The following is a 22,903-nucleotide window of genomic DNA, read 5'->3' as shown; positions in this document are numbered from 1 at the left end:
AGCTGACATGGCTGCAGAACCCCTCGTCGCAACGAGCGTCTTCGACAGACTGCTGAAAGATCGCATCATCTGGCTGGGCTCAGAGGTGCGCGACCAGAATGCCAACGAGATCTGCGCGAAGATCCTTCTTCTCGCCGCAGAAGACTCTGAGAAGGACATCTACCTCTACATCAACTCGCCGGGCGGTTCCATCACCGCAGGCATGGCGATCTACGACACGATGCAGTTCGTTCCGAACGACATCGTCACGGTCGGGATCGGCATGGCCGCATCGATGGGCCAGCTGCTGCTGACCAGTGGCACCAAGGGCAAGCGTTACATCACGCCGAACGCCCGGGTGCTCCTGCACCAGCCGCACGGTGGTTTCGGCGGCACGTCGAGCGACATCCAGACCCAGGCGCAGCTCATCCTCTCGATGAAGAAGCGTCTGGCGGAGATCACGGCAGGACAGACCGGCAAGTCTGTCGAGCAGATCAACGAAGACGGCGACCGCGACCGCTGGTTCACGGCGGACGAGGCTCTCGCCTACGGCTTCGTCGATCACATCCGTGAGCACGCCAGTGACGTCGCCGGTGGCGGCGGTACCGCGGACGCCGCAGAGTAACCCGGATTCGAAAGGACAACATGTACACCCCTACTTTCCAATCCGCAGGCGACATGCCTTCCAGCCGCTACGTGCTCCCGCAGTTCGAGGAGCGCACGGCATACGGCTTCAAGCGTCAGGACCCGTACAACAAGCTGTTCGAAGACCGCGTCATCTTCCTGGGTGTCCAGGTCGACGATGCGTCGGCGGATGACGTGATGGCGCAGCTTCTCGTCCTGGAGAGCCAGGACGCCGAGCGCGACATCACGATGTACATCAACTCGCCCGGTGGTTCGTTCACCGCGATGACGGCGATCTACGACACGATGCAGTACGTCGCGCCGCAGATCCAGACGGTCGTGCTCGGACAGGCGGCCTCCGCGGCGTCCGTGCTGCTCGCAGCCGGTGCGCCGGGGAAGCGTCTGGCGCTGCCGAACGCCCGCGTTCTGATCCACCAGCCCGCGATGGGCGAAGCCGGTCAGGGACAGGCGTCCGACATCGAGATCCAGGCGGCGGAGATCCTCCGTATGCGCACCTGGCTCGAAGAGACGATGGCGAAGCACACGGGCAAGCCCGTCGAGCAGATCAACCGCGACATCGATCGCGACAACATCCTCTCCGCCGCGCAGGCGCTGGAGTACGGCATCGTCGATCAGGTTCTCACCTCGCGCAAGCGCGTCTGAGCCCGTTCGATCAGGAAGGGCGCCCGTCATCATGACGGGCGCCCTTTCGGCGTCTCCGGCGAATGCGCAGACGCCTCCCGCCGAAGTGCGCATATGAGCAAGTTGGTGCGCGAACGGGGGATTGGGCCTACGCTGGGGGAGGAAGGAGGATGCCGTGGAAGAAGATCTGCTCATGGTTCGCGTCGCCGAGCTGTACTACGACGAGGACAAGACCCAGGACGAGATCGGCGGACTCCTCAAGATCTCGCGCTGGAAGGTCGGGCGTCTGCTGACGCAGGCCAAGGAGCGCGGCATCGTGCGCATCGAGATCGTGCACCCGCGTGCGCGTCGCCTCGGCCTCGAACGGCTCCTCGTCGAGCGGTTCGCCTTGACGGATGCCGTGGTCGTCCCCGCACCGGACGGCGATGACGGCACGCTCGAACGTGTCGCGCAGGCTGCGGCAGATTTCCTGACTGCGCTTCGGCCGGTCCCTCGCACACTCGGCGTGAGTTGGGGGCGTACGCTCCGCGCTGTCGCCGAAGCGCTCCCCGACGGTTGGGCCAACGGCGTGACCGTCGTGCAGCTCAACGGAGGAGTGAGCCTGAACCGGCGCTCCGGTGGCGCTGCGGGACTCGCCGTCACGATCGCTCAGCGCGCCTCGGGTCAGGTCTCACTCCTGCCGAGCCCCGCCATCCTCGAGCGCGTGGAGACGAAGCAGGCGATCGAGTCCGACCGCACCGTTGCGGCTGTTCTCGAAGAAGCCGCCGAAGCCCAAGCATTCCTGTTCACCGCCGGCCCCTGCGACGCTTCATCCGCCCACGTCGAGAACGGATACCTCAGTGCGGAGGACGTCGACGAGCTCGCACGTCGCGGCGCGGTCGGTGACGTTCTCGGGCGCTACGTCGACGCCGAGGGGAACATCGTCGACTCGCAGCTCGACGCGCGGACGGTCGGCGTCTCGCTCGACCGACTGCGCGGCGCCGCCCGTGCGATCTTCGTCACGGCCGGCCCCGCCAAGCACGACATCGCACGCACAGTCGTGACCAGTGGCCTTTGCGGCGTTCTGGTGACCGATGAGACCACAGCACGAGCATTGTTGGAGGAACAGTGACGACCAAAGAACTCAGCCGCAGGACGGCGGTGGACGTTCTCGGCGGAGAGCCCGACGACACCACGCTCCGGCGCTTCCTGCACGGGCTCCCCGGCGTGGACGCCGTCGGCCTCGAGCAGCGCGCTGCCGGGCTCGGCACCCGCTCGATCAAGACGACGTCGAAGGCCTGGGCGCTCGACACGATCATCAAGCTGATCGACCTGACCACGCTCGAGGGCGCGGACACGCCAGGCAAGGTGCGCTCGCTCGTCGCGAAGGCCAAGAACCCGGATGCCGCCGACCCCTCGACCCCTCGGGTCGCAGCGGTCTGCGTCTACGGCGACATGGTCGGCGACGCGGTCACCGCCCTCGGCAGCCTTCATGGCGACCCCGACGACGGTCTGATCTCGGTCGCCGCCGTGGCAACGGCGTTTCCGAGCGGCCGCGCATCGCTCGCGATCAAGCTCGCCGACACCGCCGAGGCGGTCGCCGCCGGTGCGGACGAGATCGACATGGTCATCGACCGAGGGGCATTCCTCTCCGGACGCTACGGCCTCGTCTTCGACCAGATCTCACAGGTGAAGGACGCTTGTCGTCGCGAAGACGGCTCTTACGCCTCTCTCAAGGTGATCCTGGAGACCGGTGAGTTGAACACCTACGACAACATCAAGCGCGCCTCCTGGCTCGGCATCCTGGCCGGCGGCGACTTCATCAAGACCTCGACGGGCAAGGTCCAGCCTGCCGCGACGCTTCCGACGACGCTCCTCATGCTCGAGACCGTTCGCGATTGGCATCGAGGCACGGGCGAGAAGATCGGTGTGAAGCCGGCCGGCGGGATCCGCACCTCGAAGGACGCGGTGAAGTACCTCGTCACGGTCGCCGAGACCGTGGGCGAGGAGTGGCTCCAGCCGCACCTCTTCCGCTTCGGCGCATCCAGCCTCCTCAACGACGTGCTCCTGCAGCGTCAGAAGCTCAGCTCCGGCCACTACTCGGGCCCCGACTACGTCACGATCGACTGACGGGAAGACGAACATGTCATTTCTGGAATACGCTCCCGCACCGGAGTCCACCGGTGTCCTGAACCTCAAGGACAGCTACGGCCTGTTCATCGACGGCGAGTTCGTCGACGGCTCCGGCACACCGTTCAACACGATCTCCCCGGCGACGGAGAAGCACATCGCCGAGATCGCCTCGGCCAGTGACGAGGATGTCGACCGTGCGGTCGCTGCAGCTCGTCGCGCCTACGAGAAGACCTGGTCGAAGATGAGCGGCCGCGACCGCGGGAAGTACCTCTTCCGCATCGCCCGTCTCGTGCAGGAACGCGCTCGTGAGCTCGCGGTCGCCGAGAGCCTCGACAACGGCAAGCCGATCAAGGAGAGCCGCGACGTCGACGTGCCGCTCGTCGCCTCCTGGTTCTTCTACTACGCGGGCTGGGCTGACAAGCTCGATCACGCCGGGTTGGGTGCGAACCCTCGCGCTCTTGGCGTCGCCGGTCAGATCATCCCGTGGAACTTCCCGCTGCTGATGCTCGCGTGGAAGATCGCGCCCGCTCTCGCCGCCGGAAACACGGTGGTGCTCAAGCCTGCCGAGACCACGCCGCTCACGGCGCTGATCTTCGCGGAGATCCTGCAGCAGGCCGACCTTCCGGCCGGAGTCGTCAACATCGTGACGGGTGCCGGCTCCACCGGGTCGACTCTCGTGCGCCACCCCGATGTCGACAAGATCGCCTTCACCGGCTCGACCGGTGTCGGCCGCGACATCGCACGGGCGGTTGCGGGCACGAACAAGAAGCTGACGCTCGAGCTCGGCGGCAAGGCCGCGAACATCGTGTTCGACGACGCCCCCATCGACCAGGCGGTCGAAGGCATCGTGAACGGGATCTTCTTCAACCAGGGCCACGTGTGCTGTGCCGGAAGTCGTCTGCTCGTGCAGGAGTCGATCCACGACGAGGTCGTCGACCGGCTAAAGACGCGCCTCTCGACACTGCGTCTGGGCGACCCGCTCGACAAGAACACCGACATCGGCGCGATCAACTCCGCGGCACAGCTCGCCCGCATCCGAGAGCTCAGTGACATCGGCGAGGCCGAGGGTGCCGAGCGCTGGACCGCCGACTGTGCGATTCCGGAGCAGGGCTTCTGGTTCGCGCCGACGATCTTCACCGGCGTCGAGGCGTCGCATCGCATCGCCCGTGACGAGGTCTTCGGACCCGTGCTCTCGGTGCTCACCTTCCGCACGCCCGCCGAGGCGATCGCGAAGGCGAACAACACGCCCTACGGCCTCTCCGCTGGCATCTGGTCCGACAAGGGATCGCGCATCCTCGCAGTGGCCGATCGCCTGCGTGCCGGTGTCATCTGGGCCAACACCTTCAACCGCTTCGATCCGTCGAGCCCGTTCGGCGGCTACAAGGAGTCCGGGTTCGGTCGCGAGGGCGGCCGCCAGGGCCTCACCGCCTACCTCAAGGGAGCCGCAGCATGAGCAAGCGTCTGACCGTTCCGAAGACGTACAAGCTGGCGATCGGCGGGGCCTTCCCGCGGAGCGAGTCCGGCCGCACGTACGAGGTGCTCACCGCGAAGGGTGCTTTCCTCGCGAACGCCGCGAAGGGCTCCCGCAAGGATGCCCGCGACGCCGTGGTCGCCGCTCGCGCGGCTGTGAAGGGCTGGTCGGGTGCGACCGCCTACAACCGTGGTCAGGTCCTGTACCGCGTCGCGGAGGTGCTCGAGGGTCGCCGTGCGCAGTTCATCGACGAGATCTCGGCGCAGGAGGGCGTGTCGTCCGCGGCCGCAGCCTCCCAGGTCGACGAGGCCATCGACCTCTGGGTCTGGTACGCCGGTTGGTGCGACAAGTACGCCCAGGTGGCGGGCAACGCGAACCCGGTCTCGGGTCCGTACTTCAACATCTCGGTCCCTGAGCCGACCGGTGTCGTGGCGATCGTCGCCCCGCAGGACTCGGCGCTGCTCGGCCTGGTGTCGGTCGTCGCCCCAGCCCTGGTCGCCGGGAACACGGTCGTGGTCGTCGCGAGCGAGCAGCATCCGCTGTCTGCCATCAGCCTCGCCGAGGTGCTGGCTACGAGTGACGTCCCCGGTGGGGTCGTGAACGTGCTCACGGGCTCTCCCGCGGAGATCGCACCGTGGCTCGCATCGCATCAGGACGTGAACGCTCTCGACCTCGCCGGTGCCGGCAGCCTCGACTGGGTCGACATGCAGATCGCTGCGGCTGAGACGCTCAAGCGCGTCCTGACGCCGGGTGAGGTCGTCGCCTCTCCGGAGCGGATCGGCGCATTCACCGAGATCAAGACCGTCTGGCACACCAAGAGCATGGTCTGACGACCGTCGGAACGATGAAGGGCCCTGCCGCGCACCATCGCGCCGCAGGGCCCTTTCTCGCTCAGGGGCGTTGCGGGAGCGACACTGTGGTTTCATGGCGGCATGACGATCACGCCACGTCGGAATCCTTCCGCGCTCTTGTCGCTCCTGCTCGCCGGGGCACTCTTGCTCGGGGGATGCGCCGCGGTGTCGGCCGAGACGGTGGGGGCCGAGACTCCCTCCACGCCTGCGCCCACGCCCACGCCCACGGCGGCGTGTCCCCAGATCGACGGTGTGGTGCTTCCCCCGGAATGCGCGCCGTACGATCCAGATCACGCCATGGCACAGAACGACCGACATCGGGATCGCATGGAGCTCTCGGACGAGGCGGCGGCAGCCACGGTGCAGCCGGTGTCCGAACTGCGTGTGCGTCTGGAGACGCTGCGGACGGAAGGCGAGATCTCCGTCCAGGCCGTCGACGGGGCGTTGCAGGAGCTCGGCCTCCCGGACGCCGTGGTCCGCGGTGACGAGCGTGCCGTGGAGTTCGGAGCCGCCGCGCCGGAGGGCGGATGCGTGTTCGGCGAGGTGCGTCACGACGCGATCCTCGTCGAGGCGGGTGGATACATCATGGACGGAGGCTGCCTGCCCGCGCAGTGAGTCCGGATCCGACTCGCCGCAGACACGAGCTCGCCGGTATGCGTAACGCAGTCCGCGCCAATGCGGCCCGGTGTCGTATGCAGCGGTTAGGCTCGGAGGACGATCTCTGATCCCCCATAGGAGGACGCGCATGGCCCGCATCGGTGAAAGCGCTGACCTGTTCAAATGCTCTTTCTGCGGAAAGAGTCAGAAGCAGGTCCAGCAGCTCATCGCTGGCCCTGGTGTGTACATCTGCGACGAATGCGTCGAGCTGTGCAACGAGATCATCGAGGAGCGGATGGCGGAGTCTTCCGCTGACGGTGTCGCGGAGTTCGAACTCCCCAAGCCGCGCGAGATCTTCTCGTTCCTCGAGGAGTACGTCGTCGGCCAGGAGCCCGCCAAGAAGGCGCTTGCTGTCGCCGTCTACAACCACTACAAGCGCGTCCGCGCGCTCGGCACTCTGCAGACGGCCGAGCAGAAGGCCGAAGAGGTCGAGATCGCGAAGAGCAACATCCTGCTCATCGGTCCGACCGGCTGCGGCAAGACGTATCTCGCGCAGACGCTCGCGAAGCGCCTCAACGTGCCCTTCGCCGTCGCCGACGCCACGGCGCTGACCGAGGCCGGCTACGTCGGAGAAGATGTCGAGAACATCCTCCTCAAGCTCATCCAGGCCGCCGACTACGACGTCAAGCGTGCCGAACAGGGCATCATCTACATCGATGAGGTCGACAAGATCGCCCGCAAGGCCGAGAACCCCTCGATCACCCGCGATGTCTCGGGCGAGGGCGTGCAGCAGGCGCTTCTGAAGATCATCGAGGGTACGGTCGCATCGGTGCCGCCGCAGGGCGGTCGCAAGCACCCCCACCAGGAGTTCCTGCAGATCGACACCTCGAACGTGCTGTTCATCGTCGCCGGTGCCTTCGCGGGCCTGGAAGACATCGTGTCGGCTCGTGTCGGCAAACACGGCATCGGCTTCGGCGCCCCGCTGCATGACAAGGGCAAAGACCTCGACCTGTTCAGCGAGGTGCTGCCGGAGGACCTGCACAAGTTCGGTCTGATCCCCGAGTTCATCGGTCGTCTGCCCGTCGTGACCTCCGTCTCGCCGCTCGACCAGGCCGCGCTCATCGAGATCCTCACCGGTCCGCGCAACGCTCTGGTGAAGCAGTACCAGCGCATGTTCGAGATCGACGGTGTGCAGCTCGAGTTCGAAGAAGAGGCGTTGCGTTCCATCGCCGACCTCGCCGTCGAGCGCAAGACCGGTGCCCGAGGCCTCCGGGCGATCCTGGAAGACGTGCTCGGACCCATCATGTTCGAGATCCCGTCGGCAGAAGACGTGGCGAAGGTCATCGTGACCCGCGCCGCCGTCGACGAAGGCGCACCGCCCACCATCGTGATGGAGCGCAAGCGCAAGAGCGCATGAGCGCAGAGCCGGCTCCCTGGAAGACGGTGGCGCGAAAGACGCTCGTCGCTGATCGGTGGATCCGGCTCCATGCCGACGATTGCGAAGACGTCGAAGGACACTCGATAGCGCCGTACTACGTACTGGAGTACGGCGACTGGATCTCGGTGCTGGCGCTCGACCGGAACGACGATGTGATCGTGGTCGAGGAGTATCGTCACGGTGCGGGTGTCGTGGCCGTCGGCACCATCGGCGGGGGAGTCGAGGCGGGCGAGACGCCCGAGGATGCCGCGGCTCGGGAGCTCTTGGAGGAGACCGGCTTCGTGGCCGACGACCTCATCGACCTCGGCGCGACGTGGGCGAACTTCGGCAGCCACACGAATCGCGTGCACCATTTCCTCGCGCGTGGATGCACTCGCGTTTCGGAGCAGTCGCTCGACGAGAACGAGGCGATCACCGTTCACGTCCTGTCGCTCGATGGACTGGGCGACCGCCTCGGCCAGAGCTACCACCAGCTCACCTGGTACAAGGCGATGGAGTGGCTCGGCCGCTGACTCCCGCCGATCCGGTGCGCGCCGTCGCCGGCGTCAGGCGGTCGGCATGATGAGGTCGGTGCGCAGCTCCGCCGGCGGCGTGCTCGGATCGGAGACGTAGACCTCGATCCAGACGCCTCCGGGGCGGAGTCCCTCTGCTCCGGCTCGCTCGACGAGACCTGCCCACTGGGTGCCGAGTTCCTCGTAGGAGCCGAACATCGTGGTCGCGACCGCGGGGCCCGCGGGCAGCGTCGAAGCGACGATGACACGCCCGTTCGCCGTGGGGATCGGGTTCTCGGGCGGCGACTGCACGGGGAAGCCGAGTTCGAGGTCGAAGACGTCCATCGGATCCCCGTGATAGATCGCCAGCGCCGGGCCGGTCGGGATCAACACGTCGCCGGCGAAGGTCAGGGCGATTGCCGAGTATCCCGCATCAAAGGCGGCTTGGAGGTCAGAGATGCGGATGCCCTTGTGGCGGATGACGGCGAGGGGGACGGCGTCGAGATCGAGGCGGTCCGCACGGCCGAACGGTGCGTCGGGAAAAGCGTTCATGCGCTCAGGGTCTCACGACTCATGAGCCGAGTCCACGACGCTTCAGCAGCGGTGCGATCTCGGCGTCGCGGCCGCGGAAGTCACGGTACGCCTCCAAGGGATCCTTCGAACCGCCCACGCCGAGGAGACGCCCGCGGAACAGGTCGCCGTTGCCCCGCGTCAACCCGCCGTTCTCCCGGAACCAGTCGACTGTGTCGGCGTCGAGCACCTCGCTCCAGATGTACGAGTAGTAGCCCGCGCTGTAGCCACCCGAGAACACATGGGCGAAGTAGGTCGACGAGTACCGGGTCGGGACCGCAGGATCGTCCAGGCCGATGTCGGTGAGGGCGGCGGCCTCGAACCCGGCTACGTCGTCGACCTCGGTGTCGGTGCCGAGTCGGTGCCAGGCCTGGTCGAGCCAGGCTGCCGCCAGGTACTCGCTGGTCGCGTGGCCCTGGTCGAATGTCTCGGTCGCCCGGAGTCGTTCGACGATGGCAGGGTCGAGCGGTTCTCCGGTCTCGTGGTGGCGGGCGTAGTTGTCGAGCACCTCGGGCCACAGGATCCACATCTCGTTCACCTGGCTCGGGAACTCGACGAAGTCGCGGAACACGTTCGTCCCGGCGAAGTGCGGATACGTCACGGTCGCGAAGAGTCCATGCAGCGCGTGGCCGAACTCGTGGAACAGGGTCGTGACCTCGTCGAGGGTCAGCAGCGTCGGCTCGCCGTCTCCGGGAAGAGGCACATTCAGATTGTTGACGACGACGGGCGCTGTGCCACGCAGCCGGGACTGGCTCACGATCGCGTTCATCCAGGCCCCGCCGCGCTTGGAATCGCGGGTGTACAGATCGAGCACGTACAGGCCGACCGGGGAGCCATCGGCGTTGCTCACCTCGAACACACGAGCGCCGGGGTGGTAGGCGACGAGATCGTCGCGCTCGGCGAAGGTCACGCCGTACAGTCGCGTGGCCGCGAAGAAGACGCCGTCCTGCAGGACACGCTCCGCTTCGAACCACGGCCGCAGGGCGCTCGAGTCGATGTCGTAGCGGGCGGTGCGCACCCGTTCGGTGTAGAACGCCCAGTCGTGCGCCTCGACCCCGAACGGTGCCGTCTCAGTCTCGTCGACGATCGACTGCAGGGCCGCGCGCTCGGCGAGTGCGTTGCGTGCCGCGGGTGCGGCGAGGCGTCGCAGCATCTGCTCGACGGCGTCCGGGGTGCCTGCGGTCTCGTCGGCGGTCACATACGCCGCGTGCGACTCGTAGCCGAGGAGCTTCGCGCGTTCGGCACGCAGGCGCACGATCTCGAGGAGCACTGGTCGGTTGTCGTTCGCGTTGTCCCGAGAGGCGCGCGCGAGCGACGCCGCCATGATGCGCCGTCGAGACTCGCGCACGCGCAGCTGGGCCAGTGCGGGATGGCCGGTGAAGAGCGGGAGGGTGATCAGGAGGCTGCCGTCGAGCCCTCGGTCGGCTGCTGCGCGAGCGGCAGCGGAGAGCTCGCCCGCGCTCAGTCCGTCGAGCTCGTCCGGGGAATCGAAGACCACGGCGAGGTCGTTCGTGTCGTTCAGCAGGTTGCGCTCGAACGTGTTGGTCAGCGTCGACAGCTTCTGGTTCAGCGCGGTCAGCTGCGCCTTGGCCCCGTCGTCCAGACCGGCACCCGCGTGCGTCATCTCGCGGTGGTGTCGCTCGACGAGGTAACGCTGCTCGGGGTCGAGATCGAGGGCGTCGCGCTGCTCGAACACCTGTTGCACTCGCCAGTAGAGCTGCCCGTCGAGCGTGATCGCGTCCTGGTGGGCGGCCATGAGAGGGGCAAGCTGTTCGTCGATCGCCTGGATCTCTGGCGTCGCATCCGCGGAGCTCACGGTGTAGAACGCGTGCGCCACCCGGTCGAGAAGCTCGCCGGAACGCTCCAGCCCCTCGAAGGTGTTCTCGAACGTCGGCATCGATCGCACCATCGTGATGCGTCCGATCTCGCGGAGATGCTCCTCGAAACCCGCCTGGAACGCGGGGAGATAGTGTTCGGGCCGGATCGCGCGATAGTCGGGGAGTCCATAGGGGAGCGTCGACGGCTGCAGCAGCGGATTCGTGGCATCGGTCATGCTCCGAGCCTAACCATCGACACCCACCCTTCTCAGGAACCGTCTTCGCTCAGGCGCGTCATCACGACCCTCAGGGCTTCGACGACCACACGCACCGATCGGCGGCGCAGATTCTCCGGTCTCGCGAGCAGATCGATCATGCGGTGGGTGCTCACGCCTTCGAGTGGGATGCGCACGATGTCGCGGTCGTCGAGGCTGCGAGACGTGAATCGGGGAAGCATCCCGATCACACCGCCGGCGGCGACCACCGCCGACACGGCACCGTAGTCGTTGATGCGGTGGAGGATGTCGATCGGTCTGTTCGCAACGGCCGACACCGCGCGGAGCACGTCGTCGGGGGAGTAGCCGATGCGGCTGGTGACCCAACGTTCCGAGGCGACATCTGCCGGAGTGAGAGTCGTGCGTCCGGCGAGGGCATGGGATGCGGAGACGGCGACGTCGAGAGGCTCGCGTACGAGTGTGAGGCTGCGCACGCCCTGCGTCGGCCAGGGTTCGGAGTGCTCCATGCGGTGCGCGAGGACCAGCTCGTAGCTGGCGGTGAGCCCGGGGAACTCGCTCTGCGCGACGTCTTCGTCGGTGAGCTGCACCGTCGGGGCATCTGCCGACCTCGACAGCTCCCGCAGCAACGGACCGAACAGAGCCTGACCGACACTGTGGAAGCCGCTGATGCTCACGACGCCCGTCGCCGCGCCTTCGAAGTCGTCGAGGGCGTGCCGTGCCGCCGCCATCGCATCGATCGCCTCTGCGCCCGCTGCCGCCAGCACCTCGCCGGCCGGGGTGAGCGCGAGTGTCCTGCCGATCCGTCGAGTGAGCGGTGTCGGAAAGTCGCGCTGCAGGGCTGCGAGCTGTTGGGAGACAGCCGAAGGGGTCACCCTGAGGGCTTCGGAGACCGCGGTCACGCTGCCGAGCGCACCGAGTTCCCGCAGGATCTGCAGCTGATGGAGTTCCACGGGAAGAGTGTAGACCCGTCTACATCGATGATGCAGTCGATGCCGATTGCTCTACAGGGTTGAATGGTGTGGGATCGAGAACATGAAGGCATTGTTCAAAGGCGCACCGGGGGCCGGGCTCGAGCTCGTCGAACGCCCCGAGCCGATCGCCGGCACCGACGACGTCGTCATCCGGGTTCTGCGCACCGGGATCTGCGGCACCGATCTGCACATCCTCCGCTGGGACGACTGGGCGGCATCAGCGATCGCGGCTCCGTTGATCCCGGGCCACGAGTTCTACGGAGAGGTCGTGGAGGTCGGTCCCGGCGTGCACGACATCGCCGTCGGCGACCGCGTGTCTGGTGAAGGGCACATCGTGTGCGGCACGTGTCGCAACTGCCGTGCGGGTCGCCGCCAGATGTGCATCCGCACCATCGGTCTCGGCCTGCAGCGTGACGGCGCCTTCGCCGAGTACCTCGCTCTTCCCGCGGCGAACGTGTGGGTCCATCATTCCGAGGTGACTCCCGAGCTCGGCGCGATCTTCGACCCGCTCGGCAACGCCGTCCACACCGCGCTCACCTACCCGCTCGTCGGGGAGGACGTGCTCGTCACCGGTTGCGGCCCCATCGGACTGATGGCGATCGCCGTCGCACGGCACGCGGGCGCACGATTCATCACGGCGACCGATCTCAGCGCACCGCGTCTGGAGATGGCCCGTCGGATGGGCGCCGACGAGGTCGTCGATGTCTCGGTCCGCGACATCCGCGACGCGCAACAGGCTCTCGGCATGCGGGAGGGCTTCGACATCGGATTCGAGATGAGCGGTGCGCCTTCGGCCCTCCCCGCCATGATCGACAACATGAACCACGGCGGCCGCATTGCGATGCTGGGCCTGCCGAGTGCCGGGTTCGGCATCGACTGGGGCAAGCTCGTCACCCACATGCTCACGATCAAGGGCATCTACGGTCGCGAGATGTTCGAGACCTGGAACGCGATGGGGGCGATGCTGCAGACCAGTGCGACCCTGCGGAACGCCATCGGTCGCGTGATCGCGGAGGTCGTTCCCGCGCGTGACTGGGAACGGGGATTCGCTGCGGCGGAGTCCGCCGGAACGGGCAAGATCATCCTCGACTGGACGGAGCTGTGATGTACGGGACTTTTCAGAAGCATGTTGCTGGCGAGCTGGCGGGTATCGAGGAGGCCGGACTCACCAAGCATGAACGCGGCATCCGCGGACCGCAGAACGCCGAGATCACCGCAGACGGCGCCGAGGTGCTGAACTTCTGCGCCAACAACTACCTCGGCCTCGCAGACGATCCGCGCATCCTCGCCGCTGCGACAACCGCCCTGCAGGAGTGGGGGTACGGCCTCGCGAGCGTGCGCTTCATCTGTGGCACGCAGGAGCAGCATCTGGAGTTGGAGCGCCGGCTCGCTGACTTCCTCGGCACGGACGAGGCCATCCTGTACTCGTCGTGCTTCGACGCGAACGGGGGAGTGTTCGAGACGCTCTTCGCAGCCGACGACGCCATCATCTCCGACGAGCTGAACCACGCCTCGATCATCGACGGCATCCGGCTCTCGAAGGCACAGAGATTCCGCTATCGCAACCGTGACATGGCGGATCTGGAGGCGCAGCTGCAGGCCGCTTCGGATGCGCGCTTCCGGGTGATCGTGACGGATGGCGTGTTCTCGATGGACGGCTACATCGCCCCGCTCGCCGAGATCTGCGACCTGGCCGAGCGCTACGACGCCCTCGTCTTCGTCGACGACTCGCATGCCGTCGGCTTCGTCGGCGAGAACGGCCGGGGGACGCCTGAGCTCTGTGGGGTCGCCGACCGCGTCGACATCTACACCGGCACGTTCGGCAAGGCGCTGGGTGGAGCATCCGGTGGGTATGTCGCATCGCACTCCGAGATCGTGGCGCTGCTGCGCCAGCGTTCGCGTCCTTATCTGTTCTCGAACACGCTCGCCCCGGCGATCGTCGCCGGCACGTTGACCGCACTCGACCTGGTCGAGGGATCGGCCGATCTTCGCGCGCGTCTGCGCAGCAACGCCGCTCTGTTCCGCGAGCGCATGACGGCCGAGGGCTTCGACCTGCTGCCGGGGGAGCACCCCATCGTTCCCGTGATGTTCGGCGATGCCGCGAAGACTGCACGCATCGCGCGGGAGATGCAGGAACGAGGTGTCTACGTGACCGCGTTCAGCTTCCCCGTCGTGCCGCGGGGGCTGGCACGGATCCGTGTGCAGCTGTCGGCGGCGCACACCCCGGAGCAGGTGGAGACCTGCGTCGAGGCCTTCGTCGCCGCACGCGCCGCGACCGACTGATCATAAGTTTGCAAAGAAACGCTTGCAAAGATTCCTTTGCAACGGTATCTTTGCATGCATGACGAACGAGACGCAGGTCAGAACCCTTGACGCCAGTGCGCTGAAGGCGCTGGCGCACCCGCTGCGGGTGAAGATCTTCGACCTGCTCGCCGCGCGGGGCCCCCAGACGGCCAGTTCGCTCGCCGCACTCGTGGGGGAGACGTCCGGGTCGACCAGTTACCACCTCCGTGCCCTCGCCGCACACGACCTCATCCGCGAAGTCGAGGGACGGGGCACAGCTCGCGAACGCTGGTGGGAGCGACCCAAGGGGCGCATCGACGTACCCGGTCCCGATGAGATGACCTCGCCCGCGAACCGCGCCGCCGCTCAGATCGTGACGTCGGAGTTCTTCCGGCTGCGGCACGAGACGCTGATGACATACCTCAACCGCCCGCAGTCCGAGGTGCCGGAGGCCTGGCGGGAACTGGGCATCACCATCACGACGCACCTCGACATGACCCCCGAGCAGGCCATGACGCTTCGCGAGGAGCTCGAAGCGATCGTCGAGAGCGCGATCGAGCGATACCGGGGCCAGACGGGCCCCGAAGTTCGTCGGGTCTCGCTTCGGGCCGAACTCTTCGATCTTCCGACGCCGCGATCCGTGACGTCTGGACCCAACGACGACACTGTGGAGGAATCATGACCAGCGCGACACTTCGGCTGGTGGCTCCGACGCAGACCGAGCGCGGTCTGCTTCGACTCGCCGACCGTCTCACCGCCTATGTCGAGCACCGCATCTCGCGGCGTGCCGAGCGGCGTGTGATCGCTCTCGACCTGCTTCGTGAGCAGCAGACCCGCAAGCACGACCCCCGGGCGGTCGACCACGCACTCGCGCAGCTCGGGCTTCCGCGGCGCTGAGACGCCTTCTTCGAGGGTCAGTCCTGGAAGGGGCGGGCGGTCACTTCTCCGGACGGAGTCTGGAAGACCTCCCACCCCGCATCGAGCTCCGCGATCGCGCGGCCTTCGAGCCAGGTGAGGGTCCAGTGACCGGTGAGTCCTTTCGCCTCGACCGCGGCGATCGCGGGCCGCAGGGACGCGGGGACCGAAGCCGGAGCCTCGGAGCCCGCTGCCCAGCGTGTGCCCAGCTGCATCAGGAGGCCTCGACCGGGGCGAGCTCGATCGCGGTGACCGCGAACGCCTCCGCCTCGGTGAACTCGAGCTCGGCGATGCGTCCGACCGCCCGGAGGTCATCGGCTGCGGCACGGAGGGCATCGAGCTTCGCGGCGGGGGCGGCGATCGCGGCGCGCGAGACCGGAGTCTTCTGAGAGGCCTTCGCCTCGGTCTTCGCGCGACGGATGCCGATCAGCGCCTCGCTCGCCGCGGCGAGAACAGCGGGGTCGCCGTCGATACCGAGCGGCGTCGGCCAGGCGGCGGTGTGCACCGAGCCCTCTTCGAACCAGGACCACGACTCCTCTGCGGCGAAGGACAGCACCGGCGCGAGCAGTCGGAGAAGCGTCGAGAGCGCCAGACGCAGCGAGAGAGCGGCGGAGGCCTGACCCACATCTGCCTGGTTGTAGGCGCGCTCCTTCACCAGCTCGAGGTAGTCGTCGCAGAAGGTCCAGAAGAACGCCTCGGTGAGTTCGAGGGCGCGCGTCGCCTCGTACCGTTCGAACGCCTTCGTCGCCTCGACGACCACGCCATCGAGGGCGGTCAACATCGATGCGTCCAGGGCGTGGGTGACCTGTGCGCCTTCCGGCACGGGGAACGAGAGCACGAACTTCGCTGCGTTCAGCACCTTGATGGCCAGGCGGCGGCCGATCTTCACCTGCGTGGGGTTCTGCGGGTCGAACGCGGCATCCATGCCGAGGCGGCTGGAGGCTGCCCAGTAGCGCACCGCGTCGGAGCCGTGTGCTTCGAGCACGTCGGCCGGGGTGACCACGTTGCCCTTCGACTTCGACATCTTCTTGCGGTCGGGGTCGACGATGAAGCCGGAGATCGCGGCGTTGCGCCACGGGGTCCGGCCGTCTTCGAGGGTCGAGCGCAGCATGGTCGAGAACAGCCAGGTGCGGATGATGTCCTGACCCTGCGGGCGCAGGTCGAACGGCGCGGTGAGCTGCCACAGCTCTTCGTCTCGCTGCCAGCCTCCCGCCAGCTGCGGCGTGAGGGACGAGGTCGCCCAGGTGTCGAGGATGTCGGCCTCGGCGTCGAACCCGCCGGGAACACCCCGCTGATCCTCGGTGTAGCCGGCGGGGACATGCGTCGTCGGGTCGATCGGGAGGATCGCAGCGTCCGGGGTGAGCACGCGGTCGTAGTCGCGGTCGCCGTTCTCGTCGAGTGCGTACCAGAGCGGGATCGGCACGCCGAAGAAGCGCTGGCGCGACACGAGCCAGTCGCCGGTCAGGCCGCCGACCCAGTTCTCATACCGCACGCGCATGAACTCGGGGTGCCAGGCGAGTTCCTGCCCGTGCGCGATGAGCGTGTCGCGCAGCTCGCCGTCGCGGGCGCCGTTGCGGATGTACCACTGGCGCGTGGAGACGATCTCGAGCGGACGATCGCCCTTCTCGAAGAACTTCACCGCGTGGTTGAAGGGCTTGCCGACCGCGGTCAGATCGCCGGTCTCCTGGAGCTTCTCGACGATGGCCTTGCGCGCGCTGAAGACGGTCTTGCCTGCGAGCTCATCGGCGTACCAGGTGACCGCTTCGGGATTCCCGACAGAGGCGGGGGCTTCGGGCAGGAAGCGTCCGTCAAGGCCGATTGTGGTCATGTTCGGCAGCGGCTCGTTCTCAGTGGTGCGCAGCTCACGCCACCACACGATGTCGGTCACATCGCCGAAGGTGCAGACCATCGCCGCTCCCGTGCCCTTGTCGGGCTGCGCGAGGTGGTGTCCGTGGATCTCGATCTCGGCGCCGAAGAACGGAGTCTTCACCTTCGTGCCGATGAGGTGCTTGTGAGGACCCTCGGGGTGCGTCACGAGCGCGATGCACGCGGGAAGCAGCTCCGGGCGTGTGGTGTCGATGGCGAGGGTGCCGGAGCCGTCCGCGAAGGGGAACTCGATGGTGTGGTACGCGGCCTGCTGGTCACGGTCCTCGAGCTCGGCCTGCGCGATGGCGGAGCGGAAGTCGATGTCCCACAGAGTCGGAGCCAGCGCCTGGTAGGCCTCGCCGCGCTCGATGTTGCGCAGGAACGCGAGTTGGCTCTGACGGATGGTGTCGTCCGAGATCGTGCGGTAGGTCTGCGTCCAGTCCACGCTCAGCCCGAGCTGACGGAACAGCGCCTCGAACTGCTTCTCGTCTTCGAGCGTGAGCCGCTCGCAGAGCTCGATGAAGTTGCGGCGGCTGATCGGCTGCTGGTCGGCTGCGCGGCTCGACTTGTTGTCGCCGCCCTCGAACGGGGGAGTGAAGTCGGAGGTGTAGGGCAGGGTCGGGTCGCAGCGCACGCCGTAGTAGTTCTGCACGCGGCGCTCGGTGGGCAGGCCGTTGTCGTCCCAGCCCATCGGGTAGAACACGGTCTTGCCGCGCATGCGCTCGAAGCGGGCCTTCACGTCGGTGTGCGTGTAGGAGAACACGTGTCCGATGTGGAGGCTGCCGGATGCCGTCGGCGGCGGGGTGTCGATGGAGTACACGCCTTCACGGCCGGCCTGTGCCGCGCGCAGACGGTCGAACAGGTAGGTGCCCTGCTCCGCCCACGCGGAGTCCCACTTCGCTTCGAGGCCTTCGAGTGCTGGCTTGTCGGGAATCTGGTTCAGAGCGGATTCGGAAGCAGGCATGGAGGTCTCCTCGAGCGATGTATGCGGCACTGTGTGAGCGTGCCTGAGTGTGGGGTTGTGCCGCCCAGTCTACCGAGCGCCGCCGGGTCCGAAGGTCGTCGCAGATCGACCCGGTCCAACAATCGGCCATAGGATGGATGCATCCCGACCCGTTCGTCCTGAGGAATCGCCATGCCCGCAAATCCTGTGCGTCGTCTCCTGCCCTTCGCCGCGCTCGCCGCTGCCACCGCACTGGTGCTCAGTGCCTGCGCAAGCCCCGGTTCCGAAGGCGAAGGCGACGGGGAGCTGGTGTGGTCCATCGAGGGCGCGAACCTCTCGGCCGGGCACATGGACCCGCAGGTGAGTCAGCTCGACGTCTCCGGCATGGTGCAGCGGGCGGTGCTCGACTCGCTGGTGTTCCAAGAGAGCGACGGAACCTTCAGCCCGTGGCTCGCGAAGAGCTGGGAGGTCTCGCCGGACAGCACGGAGTACACGTTCGTGCTCCGTGACGACGTGACCTTCACCGACGGCGAGAAGTTCGACGCTGCGGCGGTCAAGGCGAACTTCGACCGCATCGTCGATCCGGAGACGGCATCCGCTCAGGCGGCCAGCATGCTCGGCGCCGACTTCTACGAAGGAACCGAGGTCATCGACGACCACACGGTCAAGGTGACCTTCACGCAGCCGTACGCACCGTTCCTGCAGGCGGCGAGCACGCCGCAGCTCGGCTTCTACTCGCCGGCCGTGCTCGCGAAGTCTGCGGACAAGCTCAAGGCGGGCGGACCCGACATCACCGTCGGCACCGGTCCGTTCGAGCTCACCGAGTACACGCCGGACCAGGAGATCGTGTACACCCGCAACGACGACTATGCGTGGGGTCCGCATGACACGAAGGCGCCGAAGTTCGAGACGCTCCGGGTGGAGATCCAGCCGGAGGCCTCGGTCCGTACCGGCGTCGTGACGAGCGGCGAGGCCGACCTCGCCAGCAACATCCCGCCGAACCTCGCGAAGGATCTCGGCGATGGCATCACGGTCGACTCGATCGAGTACCCGGGCCTGCCGTACTCGCTGTACCTGAACGAGAAGTACGGAGTCTTCGCCGACGAGAAGGTGCGTCAGGCGTTCGCGCGTGGCATCGACATCGACGCAGCGGTGGAAGAGATCTACTTCGGCCAGTTCCCGCGTGCATGGAGCATCCTCGGCTCGACGACCCCGGGTTACGACGCGTCGCTCGAGGGCAGCTGGCCGTTCGACCAGGATGCCGCCAATGCGCTCCTCGACGAGGCCGGATGGACCGAACGCGACACCGACGGCATCCGCATCAAGGACGGCAAGCGACTCTCGGTGCGATGGATCGCATGGACGCCCGTCCCCGACGACCGCGCCGCGCTCGCCAACGCGATCCAGTCCGACCTCAAGGGGATCGGCTTCGCGGTGGAGCGCGAGGTGCTCGAGCCCGGCGCGTACAACGAGCAGTACGAGCCGAAGACGTTCGACCTGACGGACTGGGGCTTCTCGGGCGTCGACCCCGACCTGCTGCGCAGCCACCTGCACACCGACGGGTTCCAGAACGCCTCGCAGGTCAGCGACCCCGAGATCGACGCACTCCTGGAGCAGGCCGTCGCCAGCAGTGATCAGGACAAGCGCAATGAGCTCTACACCCAGCTGCAGCAGTGGAACGCCACGTACACGGCGATCGTGCCGCTGTACAGCCCGTCGGCGATCACGGCCGTCGGCGAGCGCGTCGAGGGACTCGAGTACGACCTGTACGGTCGTCCGCTGTTCTACGATGTGACCGTCGGCTGAACCGCCGGCTGAGCGGAGGGCACGAGTGGTGAAGGCTGCTCTCGTCCGCATCGCCGGCCTGGCCGCGTCCGTCGTCATCGTTCTGTGGGGAGCGGCGACCGTCACGTTCCTCGCGTTCCGGGTGATCCCCGGAGACCCGGTGTCGGTGATGCTGGGGCCCCAGGCGCAGGTGAGCGAAGCTGTCAAAGACGGCATCCGTGCCGACCTCGGACTGGACCGCCCGCCGTTCGAGCAGTACCTCGGTTTCATCGGACAGCTCGCTCGGGGGGACCTGGGGGAGTCGTACCAGCTGCGGATGCCGGTGGCGGACGTGATCGGCCGTCAGCTGGGTGCGACGCTGCAGCTCTCAGTTCTGGCCCTTCTGATCGCGCTCGTGCTCGCACTCGCCGTGGCGGTGTTCGTGCGTGGTCAGGCCGGTCGGGCGGTCGCAGCAGGGATCGAGCTCGTGGTGCTGTCGTCGCCGGTCTTCTGGATCGGGCTGGTCCTCCTCAGCGTCTTCGCGTTCGGGCTCGGGTGGTTCCCGGTGTCAGGGGCGCGCAACCCCGCTACGCTCGTGCTGCCTGCCGTCACGCTCGCGCTCCCGGTCGCGGCGCTTCTGAGCCAGGTGCTGCGCGACGGCCTGGTGCAGGCCGAGCGGATGCCGTTCGCAGAGACCGTGCGTGCCCGTGGCGCGAGCTCGACCTGGTTCACGCTCCGGCATGGACTGCGACACGGCGCGGCGTCTGCGGTCACCCTCACCGCCTACCTCACCGGCTCCGTTCTCGGCGGCGCGGTGCTGGTGGAGACCGTGTTCGCCCGTCCTGGTCTCGGCCGGGTCACGCTCGCCGCGATCAGCGACCGCGATCTTCCCGTGATCACCGGGATCATCCTGCTGAGCGCGCTGGTCTTCGTCGCGGTGAACCTCGTCGTCGAACTCGTGCATCCATTGATCGATCCGCGCGTCAAGGCCGCCCGATCCGGTGGCGTCCGATGAGGCGGGCGCAGCGAGTACTGCTCTGGAGTGCGATCGTGGTGCTCGCCACGATCGCGTTCGTCGCGCTCTGGCCCGGCGTCCTTGCGACGCACGATCCGTTGCAGACCGATGTCCGCTCCGCCCTGCTTCCGCCGAGTGCCGAGCATATGTTCGGCACCGATCAGAGTGGCCGCGACGTGTACTCGCGCGTCATCTACGGCGCGGGTCGGTCCCTGGGCATCGGGCTCCTCGCGACCGCGGTGGCGCTCGCGGTCGGGCTCGTCATCGGTGCGCTCGCGGGAGTTGCACCGCGCGGTGTCGACACCACGGTGATGCGGGTGAACGACGTGCTGATGGCGTTTCCGGAGTTCCTGGTCGCGCTCGTCGTGGTCGCGGTGCTGGGGCCAGGCCCCGTGAACATCGCCATCGCGGTGACTCTGGCCGCGGTGCCCGTGTACATCCGGCTTGCGAGGGTGCAGACGCAGACGCTGCGGGTCGCCGAGCACGTTGAAGCGGCTCGCATCCTGGGGGTTCCCCGCGTGCGGGCATTCACGCGGCACGTGGTGCCGGGAGTGCTCGGTGCCCTGAGCGTGCTCGCGACGATCGGCATCGGGTCGAGCATCCTGGCTGCGGCAGGCCTCAGCTTCCTGGGTCTCGGCCCTTCCGAGCCGACACCCGAGTGGGGGCTGATGCTCGCGGGTGGGCGCAACGTGCTCGGACAGGCATGGTGGATCTCGCTCTTCCCCGGTATCGCGATCACTCTCTCGGTCGTGTCGGCGACGGTGGTCGGGCGCATCCTGCGGGCGCGTGCGGACGGAGGGGTGGCATGAGTGCGGCGCTCGAGGTACAGGGGCTGCGCATCGCGTTCGACGCGACCCCGGTCGTCGACGGCGTCTCGTTCGCGGTGGAACGGGGGGAATGCGTTGCGATCGTCGGCGAGTCGGGGGCTGGCAAGACGCTCACGGCTCGCGCGCTGCTCGGGCTGGTGCCACGGGAAGCCGCCGTCTCCCTCGACCGGTTGGTCATCGACGGCACAGACGCGTCAGGTCTCTCCGAACGTGAGTGGCGTGAACTGCGGGGGGCGGGCATCGCACTCGTCTCCCAGGATGCGCTGGTCTCGCTCGACCCGCTGCGCCGCATCGGAGCAGAGGTCGCCGAGCCGCTGACCCTGCATCGGATGGTGCGTGGGCGGGTGCCGACCGCAAACCGTGTGCGTGAGCTCCTCGAGCGGGTGTGGATGCCGGAGCCCGACCGTCGTGCGCGACAGCATCCGCATGAGCTCTCCGGCGGGCTGCGGCAGCGCGCGCTGATCGCCTCCGCACTCGCCGCGGCGCCCGCCGTGCTGGTGGCCGACGAGCCGACGACAGCCCTCGACGCCACAGTGCAGGCGCGGATCCTCGGCCTGTTGCGCGAGATCACAGATGCGGGCACAGCCCTCGTCTTCATCAGTCACGACTTCGCCGCGGTCCGCCGGATCGCCGACCGAGTGATCGTGATGAAGGGTGGGGCCGTGATCGAGTCCGGCCCGGTGGGCGAGGTGTTGGAGAACCCTCAGCAGGACTACACGAAGCAGCTCATCGCCGCCACGATTCACGAGCCCCGCTCCGCTGCGGAGTCTGCGCCCGCACCGGTGCTGGTAGCCGCCGACCTCTCGAAGACCTTCGACGGGGTGCCCGCGGTCATCGACGCCTCGTTCACCGTGTCGGAGGGGCAGACTCTCGGCATCGTGGGGGAGTCGGGATCGGGCAAGACGACACTCGCGCGCATGATCGTCGGCGTCGAGGCGCCGGAGCGCGGTTCTCTGCGCTGGACCGGCACACCACGCGTGCAGCTCGTGCACCAGAACCCGCTCGGCGCGTTCGACCCGCGATGGACGATCGGCCGTTCGTTGAGGGAGGGCCTGGAGGCCGGCGGGGTGCCACGTGCCCGCCGCGTCGCGATGGTCGCCGAGCTCCTGGCTGAGGTCGGACTCGCACCCGAACTCGCCGACAGGCGTCCGAGCGCTCTGTCGGGCGGGCAGCGTCAGCGGGCGGCGATCGCCAGGGCGCTCGCCGCCGATCCTGAGGTGCTGGTGCTCGATGAGCCCGTCTCAGCTCTCGATCCATCGGTGCGGGAGAGGGTGCTGCGGTTGCTCGCGCGGTTGCAGGAGGAACGGCGGCTGACCATGATCCTCGTCTCGCACGACCTCGATGTGGTCGGGGCGGTCGCCGACGAGGTGCTCGTGATGCAGGACGGGCGGATCGTCGAGCAGGGTGTCACGGCGGATGTGTTCGCAGCCCCGCAGCATCCGTTCACTCGGGAGCTGCTGGAGGCGAGTGGCCCCGTCGAGCCTTGAACTG

General features: G+C 67.5%; 22 protein-coding genes. 17 read left to right on the top strand and 5 right to left on the bottom strand.

What is annotated here, in order from left to right:
• The first annotated feature begins 7 nt into the window (after nt 1-7).
• The 9 genes from ACIQTX_RS13465 (at nt 8) to ACIQTX_RS13425 (ending at nt 8,226) form a co-directional block, all read left to right on the top strand.
• On the top strand, nt 8-604 hold the full coding sequence (locus ACIQTX_RS13465; protein ID WP_028501574.1) for an ATP-dependent Clp protease proteolytic subunit: 597 nt from the start codon (nt 8-10) through the stop codon (nt 602-604).
• 20 nt (nt 605-624) lie between these two features.
• Nucleotides 625-1,266 (top strand): ATP-dependent Clp protease proteolytic subunit, encoded by a 642-nt coding sequence (locus tag ACIQTX_RS13460; RefSeq protein WP_028501575.1) that lies wholly within the window; start codon nt 625-627, stop codon nt 1,264-1,266.
• Nucleotides 1,267-1,420: 154 nt separating this feature from the next.
• Nucleotides 1,421-2,356, top strand: coding sequence for a sugar-binding transcriptional regulator (locus ACIQTX_RS13455; protein ID WP_028501576.1), 936 nt, complete (start codon nt 1,421-1,423; stop codon nt 2,354-2,356).
• A complete protein-coding gene (deoC, locus tag ACIQTX_RS13450) occupies nt 2,353-3,354 on the top strand; it encodes a deoxyribose-phosphate aldolase (RefSeq protein ID WP_402972721.1) in 1,002 nt (333 codons plus the stop codon). Before ACIQTX_RS13455 ends, deoC begins: the two co-directional genes overlap by 4 nt.
• Before the next feature lie 13 nt (nt 3,355-3,367).
• The gene (locus ACIQTX_RS13445; RefSeq protein WP_402972719.1) at nt 3,368-4,810 is read left to right on the top strand and encodes an aldehyde dehydrogenase family protein; all 1,443 of its coding nucleotides are present in this window, start codon (nt 3,368-3,370) and stop codon (nt 4,808-4,810) included.
• Nucleotides 4,807-5,658: an aldehyde dehydrogenase family protein gene (locus ACIQTX_RS13440; RefSeq protein ID WP_402972717.1), complete on the top strand. Its 852-nt coding sequence runs from the start codon at nt 4,807-4,809 to the stop codon at nt 5,656-5,658. Before ACIQTX_RS13445 ends, ACIQTX_RS13440 begins: the two co-directional genes overlap by 4 nt.
• Before the next feature lie 318 nt (nt 5,659-5,976).
• The gene (locus tag ACIQTX_RS13435) at nt 5,977-6,294 is read left to right on the top strand and encodes a hypothetical protein (protein ID WP_402972715.1); all 318 of its coding nucleotides are present in this window, start codon (nt 5,977-5,979) and stop codon (nt 6,292-6,294) included.
• Between the two features lie 130 nt (nt 6,295-6,424).
• Nucleotides 6,425-7,693: an ATP-dependent Clp protease ATP-binding subunit ClpX gene (gene clpX / locus ACIQTX_RS13430; protein WP_028501581.1), complete on the top strand. Its 1,269-nt coding sequence runs from the start codon at nt 6,425-6,427 to the stop codon at nt 7,691-7,693.
• Nucleotides 7,690-8,226 carry an NUDIX hydrolase gene (locus ACIQTX_RS13425; protein WP_402972713.1) on the top strand — a complete coding sequence of 179 codons (537 nt, stop codon included), beginning with the start codon at nt 7,690-7,692 and terminating at the stop codon, nt 8,224-8,226. Before clpX ends, ACIQTX_RS13425 begins: the two co-directional genes overlap by 4 nt.
• Nucleotides 8,227-8,259: 33 nt before the next feature.
• On the opposite strand, the gene ACIQTX_RS13420 is transcribed toward ACIQTX_RS13425, so the two are convergent.
• Genes ACIQTX_RS13420 through ACIQTX_RS13410 form a run of 3 tightly spaced genes read right to left on the bottom strand, consistent with a single transcriptional unit; the run spans nt 8,260 to nt 11,778 of the window.
• Nucleotides 8,260-8,757, bottom strand: coding sequence for a GyrI-like domain-containing protein (locus ACIQTX_RS13420; RefSeq protein ID WP_402972711.1), 498 nt, complete (start codon nt 8,755-8,757; stop codon nt 8,260-8,262).
• Between the two features lie 19 nt (nt 8,758-8,776).
• Nucleotides 8,777-10,828, bottom strand: a complete 2,052-nt coding sequence (locus ACIQTX_RS13415; protein ID WP_402972709.1) for a M3 family metallopeptidase — start codon at nt 10,826-10,828, stop codon at nt 8,777-8,779.
• A gap of 32 nt (nt 10,829-10,860) precedes the next feature.
• Nucleotides 10,861-11,778, bottom strand: a complete 918-nt coding sequence (locus ACIQTX_RS13410; protein ID WP_402972707.1) for a LysR family transcriptional regulator — start codon at nt 11,776-11,778, stop codon at nt 10,861-10,863.
• 82 nt (nt 11,779-11,860) lie between these two features.
• On the opposite strand from ACIQTX_RS13410, the gene tdh reads away from it, so the two are divergent.
• From tdh to ACIQTX_RS13390, 4 genes are read left to right on the top strand one after another with little or no spacing between them, the layout of a single operon-like run.
• On the top strand, nt 11,861-12,904 hold the full coding sequence (tdh, locus tag ACIQTX_RS13405) for an L-threonine 3-dehydrogenase (RefSeq protein ID WP_402972705.1): 1,044 nt from the start codon (nt 11,861-11,863) through the stop codon (nt 12,902-12,904).
• On the top strand, nt 12,904-14,082 hold the full coding sequence (locus tag ACIQTX_RS13400; protein WP_402972703.1) for a glycine C-acetyltransferase: 1,179 nt from the start codon (nt 12,904-12,906) through the stop codon (nt 14,080-14,082). The genes tdh and ACIQTX_RS13400 overlap by 1 nt, the downstream gene beginning before the upstream one ends.
• Before the next feature lie 58 nt (nt 14,083-14,140).
• The gene (locus ACIQTX_RS13395) at nt 14,141-14,764 is read left to right on the top strand and encodes a transcriptional regulator (protein ID WP_028501587.1); all 624 of its coding nucleotides are present in this window, start codon (nt 14,141-14,143) and stop codon (nt 14,762-14,764) included.
• Nucleotides 14,761-14,979, top strand: coding sequence for a hypothetical protein (locus ACIQTX_RS13390; protein ID WP_028501588.1), 219 nt, complete (start codon nt 14,761-14,763; stop codon nt 14,977-14,979). The genes ACIQTX_RS13395 and ACIQTX_RS13390 overlap by 4 nt, the downstream gene beginning before the upstream one ends.
• A 17-nt stretch (nt 14,980-14,996) precedes the next feature.
• Here the strand turns inward: ACIQTX_RS13390 and ACIQTX_RS13385 are convergent, their stop codons facing one another.
• Nucleotides 14,997-15,212 carry a hypothetical protein gene (locus tag ACIQTX_RS13385; protein WP_028501589.1) on the bottom strand — a complete coding sequence of 72 codons (216 nt, stop codon included), beginning with the start codon at nt 15,210-15,212 and terminating at the stop codon, nt 14,997-14,999.
• Nucleotides 15,212-17,827 (bottom strand): valine--tRNA ligase, encoded by a 2,616-nt coding sequence (gene valS / locus ACIQTX_RS13380; RefSeq protein ID WP_402972701.1) that lies wholly within the window; start codon nt 17,825-17,827, stop codon nt 15,212-15,214. The genes ACIQTX_RS13385 and valS overlap by 1 nt, the downstream gene beginning before the upstream one ends.
• Nucleotides 17,828-17,998: 171 nt before the next feature.
• Here valS and ACIQTX_RS13375 point away from each other — a divergent pair, with 171 nt between their 5' ends.
• Genes ACIQTX_RS13375 through ACIQTX_RS13360 form a run of 4 tightly spaced genes read left to right on the top strand, consistent with a single transcriptional unit; the run spans nt 17,999 to nt 22,899 of the window.
• Nucleotides 17,999-19,612 carry an ABC transporter substrate-binding protein gene (locus tag ACIQTX_RS13375; RefSeq protein WP_402972699.1) on the top strand — a complete coding sequence of 538 codons (1,614 nt, stop codon included), beginning with the start codon at nt 17,999-18,001 and terminating at the stop codon, nt 19,610-19,612.
• Nucleotides 19,613-19,637: 25 nt separating this feature from the next.
• Nucleotides 19,638-20,585, top strand: a complete 948-nt coding sequence (locus ACIQTX_RS13370; protein WP_402972697.1) for an ABC transporter permease — start codon at nt 19,638-19,640, stop codon at nt 20,583-20,585.
• Entirely contained in the window at nt 20,582-21,394 is an 813-nt protein-coding gene (locus tag ACIQTX_RS13365) for an ABC transporter permease (RefSeq protein ID WP_402972695.1), read from the top strand. Before ACIQTX_RS13370 ends, ACIQTX_RS13365 begins: the two co-directional genes overlap by 4 nt.
• A complete protein-coding gene (locus ACIQTX_RS13360) occupies nt 21,391-22,899 on the top strand; it encodes an ATP-binding cassette domain-containing protein (protein WP_402972693.1) in 1,509 nt (502 codons plus the stop codon). Before ACIQTX_RS13365 ends, ACIQTX_RS13360 begins: the two co-directional genes overlap by 4 nt.
• Nucleotides 22,900-22,903: the final 4 nt, after the last annotated feature.

The sequence above is a fragment of the Microbacterium sp. NPDC090281 genome, from assembly GCF_044769635.1.
Classification (GTDB): Bacteria; Actinomycetota; Actinomycetes; order Actinomycetales; family Microbacteriaceae; genus Microbacterium.
The sequence above is the reverse complement of the archived record's forward strand: the minus strand, read 5'-3'. Positions and strand labels throughout refer to the sequence as shown.

Excerpts from the sequence above, each read along its gene's own strand:
- ACIQTX_RS13465 (WP_028501574.1), top strand. The coding sequence starts at position 8 with ATGGCTGCAGAACCCCTCGTCGCAACGAGCGTCTTCGACAGACTGCTG.
- ACIQTX_RS13460 (WP_028501575.1), top strand. The coding sequence starts at position 625 with ATGTACACCCCTACTTTCCAATCCGCAGGCGACATGCCTTCCAGCCGC.
- ACIQTX_RS13445 (WP_402972719.1), top strand. The coding sequence starts at position 3,368 with ATGTCATTTCTGGAATACGCTCCCGCACCGGAGTCCACCGGTGTCCTG.
- ACIQTX_RS13440 (WP_402972717.1), top strand. The coding sequence starts at position 4,807 with ATGAGCAAGCGTCTGACCGTTCCGAAGACGTACAAGCTGGCGATCGGC.
- ACIQTX_RS13435 (WP_402972715.1), top strand. The coding sequence starts at position 5,977 with ATGGCACAGAACGACCGACATCGGGATCGCATGGAGCTCTCGGACGAG.
- clpX (WP_028501581.1), top strand. The coding sequence starts at position 6,425 with ATGGCCCGCATCGGTGAAAGCGCTGACCTGTTCAAATGCTCTTTCTGC.
- ACIQTX_RS13425 (WP_402972713.1), top strand. The coding sequence starts at position 7,690 with ATGAGCGCAGAGCCGGCTCCCTGGAAGACGGTGGCGCGAAAGACGCTC.
- ACIQTX_RS13420 (WP_402972711.1), bottom strand. The coding sequence starts at position 8,757 with ATGAACGCTTTTCCCGACGCACCGTTCGGCCGTGCGGACCGCCTCGAT.
- ACIQTX_RS13415 (WP_402972709.1), bottom strand. The coding sequence starts at position 10,828 with ATGACCGATGCCACGAATCCGCTGCTGCAGCCGTCGACGCTCCCCTAT.
- tdh (WP_402972705.1), top strand. The coding sequence starts at position 11,861 with ATGAAGGCATTGTTCAAAGGCGCACCGGGGGCCGGGCTCGAGCTCGTC.
- ACIQTX_RS13400 (WP_402972703.1), top strand. The coding sequence starts at position 12,904 with ATGTACGGGACTTTTCAGAAGCATGTTGCTGGCGAGCTGGCGGGTATC.
- ACIQTX_RS13395 (WP_028501587.1), top strand. The coding sequence starts at position 14,141 with ATGACGAACGAGACGCAGGTCAGAACCCTTGACGCCAGTGCGCTGAAG.
- ACIQTX_RS13390 (WP_028501588.1), top strand. The coding sequence starts at position 14,761 with ATGACCAGCGCGACACTTCGGCTGGTGGCTCCGACGCAGACCGAGCGC.
- ACIQTX_RS13385 (WP_028501589.1), bottom strand. The coding sequence starts at position 15,212 with ATGCAGCTGGGCACACGCTGGGCAGCGGGCTCCGAGGCTCCGGCTTCG.
- valS (WP_402972701.1), bottom strand. The coding sequence starts at position 17,827 with ATGCCTGCTTCCGAATCCGCTCTGAACCAGATTCCCGACAAGCCAGCA.
- ACIQTX_RS13375 (WP_402972699.1), top strand. The coding sequence starts at position 17,999 with ATGCCCGCAAATCCTGTGCGTCGTCTCCTGCCCTTCGCCGCGCTCGCC.
- ACIQTX_RS13365 (WP_402972695.1), top strand. The coding sequence starts at position 20,582 with ATGAGGCGGGCGCAGCGAGTACTGCTCTGGAGTGCGATCGTGGTGCTC.
- ACIQTX_RS13360 (WP_402972693.1), top strand. The coding sequence starts at position 21,391 with ATGAGTGCGGCGCTCGAGGTACAGGGGCTGCGCATCGCGTTCGACGCG.